At 68.8% G+C, this 15,009-nt stretch carries 14 protein-coding genes; 7 read left to right on the top strand and 7 right to left on the bottom strand.

What is annotated here, in order from left to right; all coding sequences use genetic code 11:
* Window positions 1-3: 3 nt before the first annotated feature.
* The 5 genes from ABZ721_RS15340 to rpsF form a co-directional block, all read right to left on the bottom strand.
* A complete protein-coding gene (locus ABZ721_RS15340; protein ID WP_358789103.1) occupies window positions 4-1,611 on the bottom strand; it encodes a phenylacetate--CoA ligase family protein in 1,608 nt (535 codons plus the stop codon).
* 210 nt (window positions 1,612-1,821) lie between these two features.
* Window positions 1,822-2,268 carry a 50S ribosomal protein L9 gene (rplI, locus tag ABZ721_RS15335; RefSeq protein ID WP_138351150.1) on the bottom strand — a complete coding sequence of 149 codons (447 nt, stop codon included), beginning with the start codon at window positions 2,266-2,268 and terminating at the stop codon, window positions 1,822-1,824.
* A gap of 17 nt (window positions 2,269-2,285) precedes the next feature.
* A complete protein-coding gene (rpsR, locus tag ABZ721_RS15330; protein WP_031512678.1) occupies window positions 2,286-2,522 on the bottom strand; it encodes a 30S ribosomal protein S18 in 237 nt (78 codons plus the stop codon).
* A 43-nt stretch (window positions 2,523-2,565) separates the two neighbouring features.
* Window positions 2,566-3,180 carry a single-stranded DNA-binding protein gene (locus tag ABZ721_RS15325; RefSeq protein ID WP_358789102.1) on the bottom strand — a complete coding sequence of 205 codons (615 nt, stop codon included), beginning with the start codon at window positions 3,178-3,180 and terminating at the stop codon, window positions 2,566-2,568.
* A 65-nt stretch (window positions 3,181-3,245) separates the two neighbouring features.
* Complete coding sequence (gene rpsF, locus ABZ721_RS15320) at window positions 3,246-3,536, bottom strand: 30S ribosomal protein S6 (protein WP_138351152.1); 291 nt, start codon at window positions 3,534-3,536, stop codon at window positions 3,246-3,248.
* Window positions 3,537-3,792: 256 nt separating this feature from the next.
* On the opposite strand from rpsF, the gene ABZ721_RS15315 reads away from it, so the two are divergent.
* The 3 genes from ABZ721_RS15315 (at window position 3,793) to ABZ721_RS15305 (ending at window position 6,382) form a co-directional block, all read left to right on the top strand.
* Window positions 3,793-4,095, top strand: coding sequence for a hypothetical protein (locus tag ABZ721_RS15315; protein WP_358789101.1), 303 nt, complete (start codon window positions 3,793-3,795; stop codon window positions 4,093-4,095).
* Between the two features lie 97 nt (window positions 4,096-4,192).
* Window positions 4,193-5,314, top strand: coding sequence for a peptidoglycan bridge formation glycyltransferase FemA/FemB family protein (locus ABZ721_RS15310; protein ID WP_358789100.1), 1,122 nt, complete (start codon window positions 4,193-4,195; stop codon window positions 5,312-5,314).
* 36 nt (window positions 5,315-5,350) lie between these two features.
* Window positions 5,351-6,382 carry an alanine racemase gene (locus tag ABZ721_RS15305; protein ID WP_358789099.1) on the top strand — a complete coding sequence of 344 codons (1,032 nt, stop codon included), beginning with the start codon at window positions 5,351-5,353 and terminating at the stop codon, window positions 6,380-6,382.
* An 18-nt stretch (window positions 6,383-6,400) separates the two neighbouring features.
* Here the strand turns inward: ABZ721_RS15305 and ABZ721_RS15300 are convergent, their stop codons facing one another.
* Both ABZ721_RS15300 and ABZ721_RS15295 read right to left on the bottom strand, forming a co-directional pair.
* Window positions 6,401-7,930: a glycosyltransferase 87 family protein gene (locus ABZ721_RS15300; RefSeq protein WP_358789098.1), complete on the bottom strand. Its 1,530-nt coding sequence runs from the start codon at window positions 7,928-7,930 to the stop codon at window positions 6,401-6,403.
* Between the two features lie 93 nt (window positions 7,931-8,023).
* Window positions 8,024-10,780, bottom strand: coding sequence for a transglycosylase domain-containing protein (locus tag ABZ721_RS15295; protein ID WP_358789097.1), 2,757 nt, complete (start codon window positions 10,778-10,780; stop codon window positions 8,024-8,026).
* A gap of 381 nt (window positions 10,781-11,161) precedes the next feature.
* Between ABZ721_RS15295 and ABZ721_RS15290 the strand changes: the two genes are divergently transcribed.
* The 4 genes from ABZ721_RS15290 to ABZ721_RS15275 all read left to right on the top strand — a co-directional run bounded on the left by ABZ721_RS15290 (window position 11,162) and on the right by ABZ721_RS15275 (window position 14,869).
* The gene (locus ABZ721_RS15290; RefSeq protein ID WP_358789096.1) at window positions 11,162-11,812 is read left to right on the top strand and encodes a PadR family transcriptional regulator; all 651 of its coding nucleotides are present in this window, start codon (window positions 11,162-11,164) and stop codon (window positions 11,810-11,812) included.
* 20 nt (window positions 11,813-11,832) lie between these two features.
* On the top strand, window positions 11,833-12,912 hold the full coding sequence (locus ABZ721_RS15285; RefSeq protein ID WP_358789095.1) for an inositol-3-phosphate synthase: 1,080 nt from the start codon (window positions 11,833-11,835) through the stop codon (window positions 12,910-12,912).
* 91 nt (window positions 12,913-13,003) lie between these two features.
* Window positions 13,004-14,293, top strand: coding sequence for an MFS transporter (locus tag ABZ721_RS15280; RefSeq protein ID WP_358789094.1), 1,290 nt, complete (start codon window positions 13,004-13,006; stop codon window positions 14,291-14,293).
* 48 nt (window positions 14,294-14,341) lie between these two features.
* Window positions 14,342-14,869, top strand: a complete 528-nt coding sequence (locus ABZ721_RS15275) for a hypothetical protein (RefSeq protein ID WP_358789093.1) — start codon at window positions 14,342-14,344, stop codon at window positions 14,867-14,869.
* Window positions 14,870-15,009 lie beyond the last annotated feature (140 nt).

The following is a 15,009-nucleotide window of genomic DNA, read 5'->3' as shown; positions in this document are numbered from 1 at the left end:
GGTTCAGGCACCGCCCTTCGCGGTCGCACCGAGCAGGTACTTGTTCTTGATGCCCTGACCGCTGCCGCCGGCCGCGGCCCCGGTGCCCCCGCTGAACGGCCCCGCGCCGTACGGGTGCACCCGCGCCGCCACCTCACCGGCCGAGGAGTCCTCCGTCAGCGACTGCGCGAAGTCCCGGCTGCAGGTCGCGAGATGGCGGAGCACGCCCGCCCGGCACACCTCGGCGAGCTTCGCGGTCTCGGCGGCGTCCAGCACCGTCCCGGCCCGCAGCTGCACATGGACGACGGGCCGCGCCTCCAGGTCGTCGCTCTCCTCGATGGCCAGGCAGAAGCTCTCGATGCGGTCCGCCATCGGATTGCCCTCGTACAGGCCGTACTCGACGTCCTGCGGGTAGATGTTGGCCCCCATGTAGGAGACGGTCGAGTCGGCCCGCCCGTACAGGAACAGCAGCGGCAGCCGCATCTTCTCGCGCAGCGCGGCGGCCTCCGCCCGCTGCAGCAGGACCGGCCGGTCCGCGAACAACTCCCGCAGGATCTCCCAGACCTGGGGGAACGACATCAAGGTGCCCTCGTCGCCGATGTTGTAGCGGAGCTTGGGAGCCATGACGGCGGTCGAGTTGATGGTGCAGAGCACCTCGCCCGTCCGGCCGTCGCCCGCGGTCTCCAGGTAGGTCTCCAGCGGGTTGTACTGGAAGACCATCGGCAGCCGCTGCTCGTCCGGCCCCAGGAAGGCCGCCCGGACGGCGGCGTCCTCGCGCATCATCCGGCGCAGCCAGACGCTGAAGGTGGTCTCGCCGCCCATCCCGATGGTGAGGTCGGACGCCCCGTAGCCGGAGCGCACCTTGCCGAAGACGTCGCCGACGTAGTCGCGCAGCGCCTCGGTCATCCCCTCGCCGCCGACCATCGCCGCGAGCCGGTAGCTCTTCCCCTCGAACCAGGCCTCTCCGGCCAGCCGGTCCCGCAGGTGCTTGAGGAACGGCGGGTAGGCCGTGACGAGGTAGTCGTAGCGCGGCCCGAAGTGCCGCAGGGTGTCGACGATCTTCTCCAGGTCGGGCCCGGTGTTCTTCACGGTGGCGATCCGGGCCATCGCGATTCCGGTGTTGGTCCCGGTAGCCCAGGCGCCCATCGAGTAGGCGTTGATCACGAAGAGCCGCTTCGAGGGGAAGACCAGGCTGGTGTAGCCCGCGACATTGCGGTGGACGGTGTTCAACTCCCGCCGGCTGCGCACCCAGTTGTACGGGGTGCCGGACGAACCCGAGGACTCGTCGACCACGCTGCCGGCGATCTCCACCCGGCCCTTCCAGCAGCGCTCCTCCTCGGGGTACGCCTTGACGTACGTCTCCTTGTCGGTGGCCGGGTAGGAGTCGAGCCGGAACCAGCGGAAGCGCCAGCCGCCCTGCTCCAGGTGCGCCGTGTACGCCGGCACGTCGAGCGCGGCGAACTGGCAGGTCATCCACGCGTGGAGCCGGGCGAAGCCACTCATCCACGGACGGTAGTTACGGGCCATCACCCGCCATACGTAGGGGTGCACCCGGTAGAGCCGGTACAGAGCGGTGAGCCCGAAGCTGATGATTCTCAGCAGCCACTGCCGCGCGAAGCTTCCCATTGCCATGCCGCTCATCGTGGCCGCAGCGACCCGCTCCCGGCATGGGCTGCGCTACTCACTCCCGGCCCCGCACCTACCTGAGTACGTCAGGGCGATGTTCCACGTGGAACATCGGTCGCCCAGGGGGATGTTCCACGTGAAACATCGCGGAACGTACGAAGGACCGGCACCCCCAGCGGGGTACCGGTCCTTCGCGCTGCGCCGAAGCGCGGCAGATCAGGCAGCAACGACCTCAAGGTCGAGCTTGACCTCGACCTCGGGGTGCAGACGCACCGAGATCTTGTGGGCGCCGAGGGTCTTGATCGGCGTACCGACCTCGACACGACGCTTGTCCACGTCCGGGCCACCGGCGGCCTTGATCGCCGCAGCGATGTCGGCCGGCGTGATGGAACCGAACAGGCGGCCGCTGTCACCCGCGCGGGTGGTCAGCTGGACCTTGACGGACTGCAGCTTCGCCTTGACGGCGTTCGCGTCCTCGAGCGTGTGGATCTCGCGGATCCGACGCGCGCGGCGGATCTGCTCGACGTCCTTCTCGCCACCCTTGGTCCAGGCGATCGCGAAACCGCGCGGGACCAGGTAGTTGCGGGCGTAGCCCGACTTGACCTCTACGACATCGCCTGCGGCGCCGAGGCCGGAGACCTCGTTGGTGAGGATGATCTTCATGATTCGGTCACCCTTCCTTAGCGAGCGGTCGACGTGTAGGGCAGCAGCGCCATCTCACGGCTGTTCTTGACGGCCGTGGCGACGTCACGCTGGTGCTGCGTGCAGTTGCCGGTCACGCGGCGGGCACGGATCTTGCCGCGGTCGGAAATGAACTTCCGCAGCATGTTCGTGTCCTTGTAGTCCACGTAGACGGTCTTGTCCTTGCAGAACGCGCAGACCTTCTTCTTAGGCTTGCGCGGAGGCGGCTTCGCCATGGTGTCTCTCCTGTGTGATCAAGAAGTTGGTGTCGTGACGCCCTTAGAAGGGCGGCTCGTCCGAGAAGCCGCCGCCGGAGGAGGAACCGGAGTTCCCGCCCCAGCTTCCGCCGCCGCCCTGCTGGGCACCGCCGGCCGGAGCACTGGTCGCCCAGGGGTCGTCGGCAGCGTTGCCGCCGCCGCCCTGCTGGCCGCCGCCGGAGCTTCCGCCCCAGTTGCCGCCACCCTGGCCGCCCTGAGCACCGCCGCCACCGCCACCGCTGTAACCGCCCTGCTGGCCGCTACGGCCGCCGCCGGTCGTCTTGGTGACCTTGGCGGTCGCGGTCTTCAGGCTGGCGCCGACTTCCTCGACGTCCAGCTCGTAGACCGTCCGCTTGACGCCCTCGCGGTCCTCGTAGGACCGCTGCTTCAGCCGGCCCTGCACGATGACGCGCATGCCTCGCTGGAGCGACTCCGCTACGTTCTCCGCCGCCTGACGCCAGACCGAGCACGTGAGGAAGAGGCCGTCGCCGTCCTTCCACTCGTTGGTCTGCTTGTCGAAGATGCGGGGAGTGGACGCGACACGGAACTTCGCGACCGCCGCACCGGACGGGGTGAAGCGCAGCTCGGGGTCGTCGACGAGATTGCCGACGACCGTGATGACGGTCTCGCCTGCCATGGTGGTGACCTCTCGGCGGTGTGCTGGCTGCTTCTCGGAACCGGTACTGCTCTAAGCCCGCAGGCTCAGTGCAGTTCCGGGCGGAGGACCTTGGTCCGGAGAACCGACTCGTTCAGGTTGAGCTGACGGTCGAGCTCCTTGACGACCTCGGGCGAAGCCTTGAGGTCGACGACCGAGTAGATACCCTCGGCCTTCTTCTTGATCTCGTACGAGAGGCGACGACGGCCCCAGGTGTCGACCTTCTCCACGCTGCCGCCGCCGTTGCGGACGACAGTGAGGAAGTTCTCGATCAGCGGGGAGACAGCGCGCTCCTCGAGATCGGGGTCGAGAATGAGCATGAGCTCGTAGTGACGCATTGTGGAACCCACCTCCTTTGGACTCAGCGGCCACGGCGGTTCCGTGGCAGGAGGGTTTGCATTGCGTCGCAACGGTAGCGCCGGCCACTGACAATCACGGTGGATCGTTGTGGACCAGCGCAGACACCGGTGCAGACCGTACAGACTACCCGGACAACCGCCTCCGGTTGAAATCCGCCCGCTAATGCCCTCAATCTGTACACATCGGGTATGAACGGCGCTACGATGCGCCACTGCTCCGTTACGGAGGTGTCCCATGGCACAGCAAGCGGCTCGGACCCATCACCTCACGTTCAACACCGACGGCCAGGCCCATCCCCTGGAGAACACGCTGGTCGCGGTCACTCTGCTCCTCGGTGGCATCGCCATCGTCTCGTCGATCTTCGACCACCTGCACCTGCTCAGCTCGCTGACCGGCCTCGCCGGGATCATCAGCGGGGGGTACGGGCAGTTCATCTCCGTCACCACCGCCGAGCGCTTCGCGTTGATCATCGGGCTCGGGATGGCCGCGGTCGGCTTCTACCTGGGTATGGCACACGGAGGGTTCTTCGGAGGCTAGCCGGAGAGTTGTCCACAGGGCTGGCGGGGCGGTTCCCCGATCGCAGTAGGCTTCGGCGCAGATAAGACCGCAGCCGCAGCGATGGGGAGCGCCCCGCATGAGCTTGACCCTGAGGACCATCAGCCGTGAGCAGCATCTGGCTTTCATCCAGAGTCTGCCCTCGGCCAGTCACTGCCAGGTTCCGGCATGGGCGGATGTCAAGAACGAATGGCGCTCCGAGAACCTCGGCTGGTTCGACGACAGGACCGGCCAGATGGTGGGCGCCGGCCTCGTGCTGTACCGGCAGATCCCCAAGCTCAAGCGGTACCTCGCGTACCTGCCCGAGGGCCCGGTCATCAACTGGTACGCCCCGAACCTGGACGAGTGGCTGCAGCCGATGCTGGCGCACCTCAAGCAGCAGGGCGCCTTCACGGTGAAGATGGGGCCGCCCGTCGTCATCCGCCGCTGGGACGCGCCCGCCATCAAGGCCGGGATCTCCGATCCGGACGTCAAGCGGCTGCGGGACGTCGAGGCGACGTTCATCGAGCCCCGCGCCTTCGAGGTGGCCGACCGGCTGCGCCGGATGGGCTGGCAGCAGAACGAGGACGGCGGCGCCGGCTTCGGTGACGTGCAGCCGCGCTACGTCTACCAGGTGCCGCTGGAGAACCGGTCGCTGGACGACATCCTCAAGGGCTTCAACCAGCTGTGGCGCCGCAACATCAAGAAGGCCGAGAAGGCCGGTGTCGAGGTCGTGCAGGGCGGCTACGACGACCTCCCGGTCTGGCAGCAGCTGTACGAGGTGACCGCCGAGCGCGACCACTTCCGGCCCCGCCCCCTGTCGTACTTCCAGCGGATGTGGACCTCGCTCAACAGCGAGGACCCCAACCGCATGCGGCTCTATCTGGCCGTGCACGAGGGCGAGGCGGTGGCCGCGGCCACCATGCTGATCGTCGGCGGCCACGTCTGGTACTCCTACGGCGCCTCCGCGAACCACAAGCGGGAGGTCCGGCCGTCCAACGCGATGCAGTGGCGCATGCTCCGGGACGCGTACGCCCTCGGGGCGAGCGTGTACGACCTGCGCGGCATCAGCGACTCCCTGGACGAGACGGACCACCTCTTCGGCCTGATCCAGTTCAAGGTGGGCACGGGCGGGCAGGCAGCCGAATACTTGGGCGAGTGGGATTTCCCCCTCAACAAACTGCTCCACAAGGCACTCGACATCTACATGTCCCGCCGCTGACCGGCGAGCAGACGAAGGAAAGGTCCTGACCAGGCCATGGCGCTCACCCTGTATGTCGACACCGCACGCTGGCGTGCGCACCAGCAGTCCGTGGCCGAGCAGTTCCCCGGCATAGTCCCGGTCTGCAAGGGCAACGGCTACGGCTTCGGACACGAGCGGCTCGCCGACGAGGCGACCCGGCTCGGCAGCGACATGCTCGCCGTCGGCACAACCTACGAGGCCGCCAGGATCAAGGACTGGTTCGGCGGTGACCTCCTGGTCCTCACCCCGTACCGCCTGGGCGAGGAGCCGGTGCCGCTGCCGGACCGCGCGATCCGGTCGGTGTCCTCCGTCGAGGGTGTGCGCGGACTGGTGGGCGCCCGGGTCGTCATCGAGGTCATGAGCAGCATGAAGCGCCATGGCGTCGCCGAGGACGACCTGGTCAAGCTGCACGCCGCCATCGACGACGTGCGGCTGGAGGGCTTCGCCATCCACCTGCCGCTGGACCGCACCGACGGGTCCGACGCGGTGGAGGAGGTCTTCGGCTGGATGGAGCGGCTGCGTGCCGCCCGGCTCCCGCTGCACACGATGTTCGTCAGCCACCTCAAGGCCCACGAGCTGGCCCAGCTGCAGCAGCAGTTCCCGCAGACCAGGTTCCGGGCCCGGATCGGCACCCGGATGTGGCTCGGCGACCACGAGGCCACCGAGTACCGCGGCGCGGTCCTGGACGTCACGCGGATCGCCAAGGGCGAGCGCTACGGGTACCGCCAGCAGAAGGCCTCCGACGACGGCCACCTGATCGTGGTCGCGGGCGGCACGTCCCACGGGGTCGGGCTCGAGGCGCCCAAGGCGCTGCACGGCCTGATGCCCCGCGCCAAGGGCGTCGCGCGAGCCGGCCTGGCCACCGTCAACCGCAACCTGTCGCCGTTCGTGTGGGCCGGCAAGCAGCGGTGGTTCGCGGAGCCCCCGCACATGCAGGTCTCCATCCTGTTCCTCCCCAACGACGTGGCCCCGCCGGCGGTCGGTGACGAGCTGGTGGCGCACCTGCGGCACACCACCACCCAGTTCGACCGCGTGCTGGACCGCTGAGCCGCCGCGGGGGGCCGCTCAGCCGCCCGTAGCGGCTCCGCCCTCCGCGGAGGGCTGTCCGGCCGGCTCGTGCCGTTCCACGCCCCACTGCACCGGTGTCCCGGTGAAGGGGGCCGCGTGCCGCGGTTCGTGGGCCCGGCCGAGCACGAAGACGTCGGGCGCCCCGTCCAGCACACCGCCGGACGGGTCGTCCTCGCCGTCCCAGCGCACCGCGTCGCGCTCCGGCAGCAGGATGTCCCGCACCACCACCCCGCACAGGTAGAGCGTGCCGAGGACGTGGACGGCGATCGCCAGGTGGTAGCCGTCCTGGGGCAGCCCGTGGTGCTTGTTGCCGCCCGAGACGTAGGCGAGCTGCATCCAGATGCCCACGAAGTACAGGACCTGGGAGGCCTGCCAGACCAGGAAGTCCCGCCAGCGGGGCCTGGCGAGCACCGCCAGGGGGAGCAGCCACAGCACGTATTGGGGCGAGTAGACCTTGTTGGAGACCACGACGGCGGCCACGACGAGGAAGGCGAGCTGTGCGAAGCGCGGCCGCCGGGGGGCGTAGAGCGCGAGCCCGGCGACGGCCGCGCAGAGCAGCAGCATCAGCGCGATCGCGAAGGCGTTGACCCCGTCGAGCGGCTTGCCGGTCTGCTGGCTGATCACCAGCCAGACGGAGCCGTAGTCGATCCCGCGGTCCTGGCTGAACGAGTAGAACTTCGCCCAGCCGTCGTGCGCGAACAGCATCACCGGCAGGTTGACCACCAGCCAGGCCCCCACCGCCCCCGCCACGGCCGTCCAGAAGGCCTTCAGCAGCCCCGCACGCAGGCAGAGCACGAACAGCGCGCCCAGCAGCAGGAGCGGGTAGAGCTTGGCGGCGGTGGCCAGGCCGAGCAGGATGCCGGCCGCCAGCGGACGGCTGCGGGACCACATCAGCATCGCTCCCGCGGTGAGCGCCACCGCGAACAGGTCCCAGTTGATGGTGGCGGTCAGCGCCAGCGCGGGGGAGAGCGCGACGAGCAGCGCGTCCCAGGGGCGGCGCCGGTGGGTGCGCGCCACGCACACCACGAGGGCGACGGCGCAGACCATCAGCATGCCCGCGTTGATCAGCCAGTAGACCTGCTCGCGGTGCTGCTCGGTTCCGCCGTCCGGGGTGAACCAGGACGCGGCCTCCATGAAGAGGCCGGTCAGGACCGGGTACTCCAGGTAGTGGAAGTCGGTGGAGACCGCCTCCGGGATCCGGTCGAAGTACGGCACGACCCCGGTGGAGAAGCCGCGGCCGCCGAAGAGGTGCGGGATGTCGGAGTAGCAGGCATGGGCGTACTGCGCGTCGCCCGACTGGAACCAGCCGCTGTTGTAGCAGGGCAGCTTCTGCACCATCCCGAGCGCGAACATGCCGATGACCACGATCACCAGGACCCGCAGCGGGCTCCACCAGCGGTGCCCGCCGGTCTCCGCCCGGCGCCCCAGGGGCCCGCCGATGACCTCGCTGGCGGATTCGGCCACCGGGTCCTCGTCGGTCGGCGGCACGACGGCCTCCAGGTGGTCTTCTTCGCGCACGCTCGTCATGCCGGACATCCTGCCGCATGGTTCCCGAAGGCAGGAGGCCGCGGAGGGCATTCGCCCTCCGCGGCCCCGGCCGCACCGCTAGCCGCTCATCCGTCAGTCGCCGGATGAGTTGTTGTTGTTCCCCCCGCCGCCGCCGTTGCCGGGCCGGGTCGGGGTGCCGGTCGTCGACGGCGACGTACTGCCGCCGGGCGGGACCGTCGGGTGGTTGCAGTTCCAGTCGAACGGCGAGCAGGGCGGCGTCGTCGAGGTGGTCGGCGTCGGCGACGTCGGAGGCGTCGTCGGAGCCGTCGTCGGCGGCTTGGTCGTCGTCTGGCTCGGCGTCGGCGACGCCGTCGTCTGCGTCGGCGAGGGCGTCGGGCTGGTGCCGGGCGCGTACACGATCTCGCCCGGGTCGCTCGACGGCTCGGTGAACTCCTGCTTCGGCGTGCCCTTGAGTGCCTGGCTCATGTAGTCGTGCCAGATCTGCGCCGGGAACGAGTTACCGTGCATCTTCGCCTTGCCGGCGGTGCCGTACATCGACAGGAAGCCCTTGCCGGTGGCCTTGTCGTCCAGGCGCCACATGCCGATCGAGGTCGACAGGCTCGGCGTGTAACCGACGAACCAGGCCGACTTGTTGTCGTCGGTGGTACCGGTCTTGCCAGCGGCCTCCCGGCCGTCGTCGAGCTTCGCCGGCTCGCCGGTGCCCTTCTGGACCACGCCCTGCAGCACGTTGGTGACGGTGTCGGCGACGTTCGCCTCGAAGGCGGACTTGGACTTCTTCTCGTGCTTGTAGATCTGCTTGCCGTCCTTCACCACGGAGGTGACGGAGTACGGGTCGTTCTGCGTACCGTGCGCGGCGAACGTCGCGTAGGCGCCGGCCATCCGGATCGCGCTGGGCGATGAGGTGCCGATCGAGTACGTGACGCTGTTCTTGTAGTCCTCCAGGCCGTTCTTCGGCGTGGACAGCAGGCCCGCCGCGATCGCGGCGTCATGGACCTTGTCCGTGCCGACGTTCATGCCCAGCTGGACGTAGGGGGAGTTCATGGACTTCTCCATGGCCTCGCGCAGCGTGACCTTCGACTCGGACTCACCGTCGTCGTTGGGCTGCTTCCACGGCTCCTTGGTGTCGCCGTTGATCCAGGGCTTGCCGTCGTAGGTGTTGATCACCAGGTTGTTCTTGCCGCTGAAGACGCTCTTCGGCGAGACCTTGGTGCGTTCGCTGTCGTCCTGCTCCGGCCCGCCCTTGGGGTCGCGCGACCCGTGGGTCATCGCGGCGGCCAGGACGAACGGCTTGAAGGTCGACCCGACCTGGGCGCCGGTCTCGTTGGCGTTGTTCGTGAAGTGCTGCACCGCGTCGGTGCCGCCGTAGATGGCGACGATCTTGCCGTCCTTGGGATCGACGGAGGCGCCGCCGAACTGCACGAACTTGTCGACGAACCCGCCGTCCTTGTCCAGGGTGGTGTTCTTCCCCGAGGTGTCCTTGCGGGTGTCCGGCTTCAGGTTCTTGTCACGGACGGTCTTGATCGACGCCTCCAGCTCCGCCACCTTCTTCTTGTTGAAGGTGGTGTGGATCTGGTATCCGCCCTTGGCCAGGTCGTCCGACGTGACCTTGAGGCCGGTGCTGTTGACCACATAGGACTTGGCCAGGCTCACCAGATAGCCGATCTGGCCTGCCATCTGCGCGTTCTTCTTCAGCGGACCCGGCTCGGGATACTTGGTGAACTTCGCGCGATCCGCGGGCGACAGGCGGCCGTCCTTGACCTCCTCGTCGAGGATCCACTTCCAGCGCTGCTCGGAGTTGACCCGGTTGGCCTCGGGAGTCGCCCGGGAGTCGATGTCCACCGCGCCGGCCGGGTCGTAGTAGGTCGGGCCCTTGAGCAGTGCCGCCAGGAACGCGCACTGGCTCGCGTTGAGGTCCTTGGCGTCGACGCCGTAGTACGTCCGAGCCGCTGCCTGGATGCCGTAGGCACCCCGCCCGTAGTAGGAGGTGTTCAGATAGCCGGCCATGATCACCGGCTTCTTGACGCTGGCGCCGACCTTTATGGAGATGAACAGTTCCTTGAACTTGCGGGTGACCGTCTGCGACTGGTCGAGCCGGGAGTTCTTGACGTATTGCTGGGTGATCGTCGAACCACCCTGCACCTCACCGCCGGTGGCCATGTTCTTGAGGGCGCGGGCGATACCCATGGGGTCGACGCCGCTGTCGCTCTCGAAGGTCTTGTTCTCCGCTGAGATGACCGCGTTCTGCATCGCCCGCGGGATCTGGTCGATCGTCACGTTCTGGCGGTTGATCTCGCCGCCGGTCGCGATCATCGGGGTGTTGTCGTCCCAGTAGTAGACGTTGTTCTCCGCCTTGGCGGCGAGGTTCTCGTCCGGGATCTCCACCATCGCGTACGCGATGCCCGCGATGCCCACCAGGATCCCGAAGAACCCGATGGTCAGCGACGTGACCTGCTTCCAGGACGGCATCCAGTGCCGCCAGCCCGTCTTGCCCCAGCGCGGGTAGTCGATGAAGCGCTTCTTCGGAGGACGGCCGGGTCCACGACCGCCGGGGCCACTGCCACTGCCGCCGCCACCGGTCCTGCGGCGCCCGCCGCCTGAACCGCCGGCGCCCGCGCCTTCGGCGACGCCCGCACCCTCGGAGGCGTTCTCCGCGCGACGGCGGCCGCCCTGCGCCGCGCGCCGCGCGGCCGCGCGGCCGGGATAAGCACGTGCGTCACCGGCGGAACCGCCCGGGGACGGTGCCTGCGACGGCGGGTTGGCGGCACGCCGGCCGCCGGACGGCGGCGGCGGTTGCTGCTGCGCTCCGCGCCGGGCGGCTGCGCGGCCGCCGCCGGGCGACTGCGGCGGCTTGCGACGGTGATCGCTCATGAACAGCTACTCCTAGAACAGGCGGGATCGCCTGAAGGCGGCAATGAATATCCGTGGGGCCCCCTGAGCGCGGCAGTGTCAGGCCGCACTGCACCCAGGACCAAGACGCTCACGCGCGTCACAGGGTTCCCGGTGCTCTGCATGGCGAACAGAGTACGCAGGCTCAAAAGCCCTGTGACACCAACCTTCACCACATAACGGGCGGCTGGGCCTTCACAGGTTTCCCGATGTGACACCGGTCACCGCGGGCTGCCTTGCCAGATAGATCAGGCCGTTCTATCGTCGCGATGTATCGACTCGATACATCGGGTCGAGACAAGCACCACCACACACCGGGGCGGACCCGGGTTCAGCGGTGGCCGGGACGGAGAGGCGGGGACAGTGAGCAAGCGCTCCGGGATCCTCGAGTTCGCCGTCCTCGGCCTGTTGCGCGAATCCCCGATGCACGGTTACGAGCTGCGCAAGCGGCTCAACACCTCGCTCGGTGTGTTCCGCGCGTTCAGCTACGGCAGCCTGTACCCCTGCCTGAAGACGCTGGTCGCCCAGGGGTGGTTGATCGAGGAGACGGTCCCGGACGTGGATCCGCTGGCCGCTCCCCTCGTCGGCCGCCGGGCGAAGATCGTCTACCGGCTGACCACGGCGGGCAAGGAGCACTTCGAGGAGCTCCTCGCCCACTCCGGGCCGGACGCGTGGGAGGACGAGCACTTCGCGGCTCGTTTCGCCTTCTTCGGCCAGACGTCGCGGGACGTCCGGATGCGCGTCCTCGAGGGGCGGCGCAGCCGCCTCGAGGAACGCCTGGACAAGATGCGCGCGTCATTGGTGCGCACCCGCGAACGGCTCGACGACTACACGCTCGAGCTGCAGCGGCACGGCATGGAATCGGTGGAGCGCGAGGTCCGCTGGCTCAACGAGCTGATCGAGACCGAGCGCAACGGGCGCACCGCGCGCCCGTCCGCCGAGCAGGACGACAACACACAAGACCGCAACACTCAAGAACATGGCGGCCAACCCGGAGACCGGGGAACCGCGTGACGATTACACAGGGAGCAACCGTGGGTTCGGTTCGCGTAGCCATTGTTGGCGTGGGCAACTGCGCCGCGTCGCTGGTGCAGGGTGTCGAGTACTACAAGGACGCCGACCCGAACGGCCGCGTGCCTGGCCTCATGCACGTGCAGTTCGGCGACTACCACGTACGTGACGTCGAGTTCGTGGCCGCCTTCGATGTCGACGCGAAGAAGGTCGGCCTCGACCTCGCGGACGCCATCGGCGCCAGCGAGAACAACACGATCAAGATCTGCGACGTTCCGCAGACCGGTGTCACCGTCGAGCGCGGCCACACCCACGACGGTCTCGGCAAGTACTACCGCGAGACGATCGAGGAGTCCGACGCGGCCCCGGTCGACATCGTCCAGATCCTCAAGGACCGCCAGGTCGACGTTCTCGTCTGCTACCTGCCCGTCGGTTCCGAGGTCGCCGCGAAGTTCTACGCGCAGTGCGCCATCGACGCCAAGGTCGCGTTCGTCAACGCCCTTCCGGTCTTCATCGCCGGCACCAAGGAGTGGGCGGACAAGTTCACCGAGGCGGGCGTGCCGATCGTCGGCGACGACATCAAGTCCCAGGTCGGCGCCACGATCACGCACCGCGTGATGGCGAAGCTCTTCGAGGACCGCGGTGTCCTCCTCGAGCGCACCATGCAGCTGAACGTCGGCGGCAACATGGACTTCAAGAACATGCTCGAGCGTGACCGCCTCGAGTCGAAGAAGATCTCGAAGACGCAGGCCGTCACCTCGCAGATCGACCGCGACCTGGGTGCCGACAACGTGCACATCGGCCCGTCGGACTACGTGGCGTGGCTCGACGACCGCAAGTGGGCGTTCGTGCGCCTCGAGGGCCGCGCCTTCGGTGACGTCCCGCTGAGCCTGGAGTACAAGCTCGAGGTCTGGGACTCCCCGAACTCGGCCGGTGTCATCATCGACGCCGTTCGTGCCGCGAAGATCGCTCTGGACCGCGGCATCGGTGGCCCGATCCTCTCGGCGTCCTCGTACTTCATGAAGTCCCCGCCGGTGCAGTACTTCGACGACGAGGCCCGCGACAACGTCGAGAAGTTCATCAAGGGCGAGGTCGAGCGCTGATCGCGGTCCGACCGCTGATCACGTACGACGCGTAACCGTCGGGCCCCGGGTGGTGCACCCGGGGCCCGACGCGTCATGTGAGGCTGTGCCCATGGCTGTTGTGCGCGATCTCCGCGTGCTGCTGCGGCTGCGCGACTTCCGCCGGCTGCTCGCGGTGCGCCTGCTGTCCCAACTCTCCGACGGCGTCTTCCAGGTCGCGCTCGCCACGTATGTCGTCTTCTCCCCCGAGAAGCAGGCGTCCCCCGCCGCCATCGCCTCCGCGATGGCGGTGCTGCTGCTGCCGTACTCCCTGCTGGGTCCGTTCACCGGGGTGCTGCTGGACCGCTGGCGGCGGCGCCAGGTGCTGCTGCACTGCAACCTGCTGCGCGCGGCGCTGTCCTGCGGCACGGCCGCGCTGATCCTGGCCCATGTCCCGGACTGGCTCTTCTATCTCTCGGCGCTGTCCGTCACCGCCGTCAACCGCTTCGTCCTGGCCGGCCTGTCGGCCGCGCTGCCGCGCGTCGTGGACGAGGAGCGCCTCGTGATGGCCAACTCCCTCTCACCGACGGCGGGAACGCTGGCGGCGACGGCAGGCGGCGGTCTCGCCTTCCTCGTCCATCTCGGCCTCACGAAGGGCGCCGGGGCGGACGCGACCGTGGTGCTGCTCGCCGCGTTCGTCTACCTCTGCGCGGGGCTGGCCGCCCTCTCCCTGGGCCGGGACCTGCTCGGCCCCGACCCCGGCCTCGTGCAGCCGCGGCTGTCCACGGCGCTGCGCGGCACCGTGCACGGCCTCGCGGAGGGGCTGCGCCATCTGCGGGGCCGCCCGGCGGCGCTACGCGCCATGGCCGCCATGACCGCCCTGCGCTTCTGCTACGGCGCCCTCACCGTCGTCCTGCTGATGCTGTGCCGCTACGCCTGGAACACCGGGTCGGACCGCCCGGGCGACGACGGCAGCGGCGGGCTGGCCCTGCTCGGGCTGGCGGTGGGCGTCTCGGGCGCCGGCTTCTTCGCCGCGGCCGTCGTCACACCCTGGGCCTCCACCCGCTTCGGCACGGCGGGCTGGATCACGGTCTGCGCCGGGTCCGCCGCCGTGCTGCTCCCGCCGCTGGCCCTGCCGTTCAGCCCCGCGCCCATGCTGGTCGCCGCGTTCGTCCTGGGCGTCTGCACCCAGGGCGCCAAGATCGCCACCGACACGGTCGTCCAGTCGTCCATCGACGACGCGTACCGGGGGCGGGTCTTCTCGCTGTACGACGTGGCCTTCAACGTCGCGTTCGTGGGCGCGGCGGCGACCGCCGCGGTGATGCTTCCGCCGGACGGCCGGTCGGCGCTCCTGGTCGTCCTGCTGGCCCTGCTGTACGCGGGGGTGGCCCTGGCGATGCTGCGTGTCAGGGCTCTCCAGTAGTGTTCGCCCGTTCTTATCTCGCGCATACATCCCAATCGGGGGACATCCATGACCACTCCACCGCCACCGCAGCCCCAGCAGGGCGGCAACCCCTTCGCCCAGCAGCAGCCGCAGGGGGGAAACCCGTACGGCCAGCAGCCCCCGCAGGGCGGTAACCCGTACGGCCCGCAGCAGGGCGGCGCCTACCCGCCGCCCGGCGCGTTCCCCCCGGCGGGCTCCTTCCCGCCGCCGGCCCCGCCGCGCCGCTCGAAGTTCAAGGTGATCAAGATCGTCGTGGGCGTCGGCATCGCCCTCGCCGTGGTGATCGGCGGCTACATATCCAGCCAGGACGACGCCGACACGGCAGCCGTGGGCGACTGCATGCACCGCGGGAGCTCCAGCGACAGCAACCCCGACCTCGAGGTCGTCGACTGCGGCAGCTCCAAGGCTCAGTACAAGGTCCTGGCCAAGATCAGCGGCAAGTTCGGCGAGACGGAGGCCAGCGAGAAGTGCCTGGCCGCGGCGAAGGACTTCCAGTACGCCTACACCGAGTCCGGTAGCGGCAGCAACTTCCTGCTCTGCCTGAAGGACAAGTAGTCCGGGCAGTCCCAGTGACGACAGCGGGGGCGATGTTCCACGTGGAACATCGCCCCCGCTGTCGTTCCGGGCGCTGCGATGTTCCACAGATCGGAAGAGCGGCGTGGAGGGAAAGAGTGTTGAAATGTGTGGGGAGTTAT

It is taken from the genome of Streptomyces sp. NPDC006733, assembly GCF_040636125.1.
GTDB lineage: Bacteria > Actinomycetota > Actinomycetes > Streptomycetales > Streptomycetaceae > Actinacidiphila.
The sequence above is the reverse complement of the archived record's forward strand: the minus strand, read 5'-3'. Positions and strand labels throughout refer to the sequence as shown.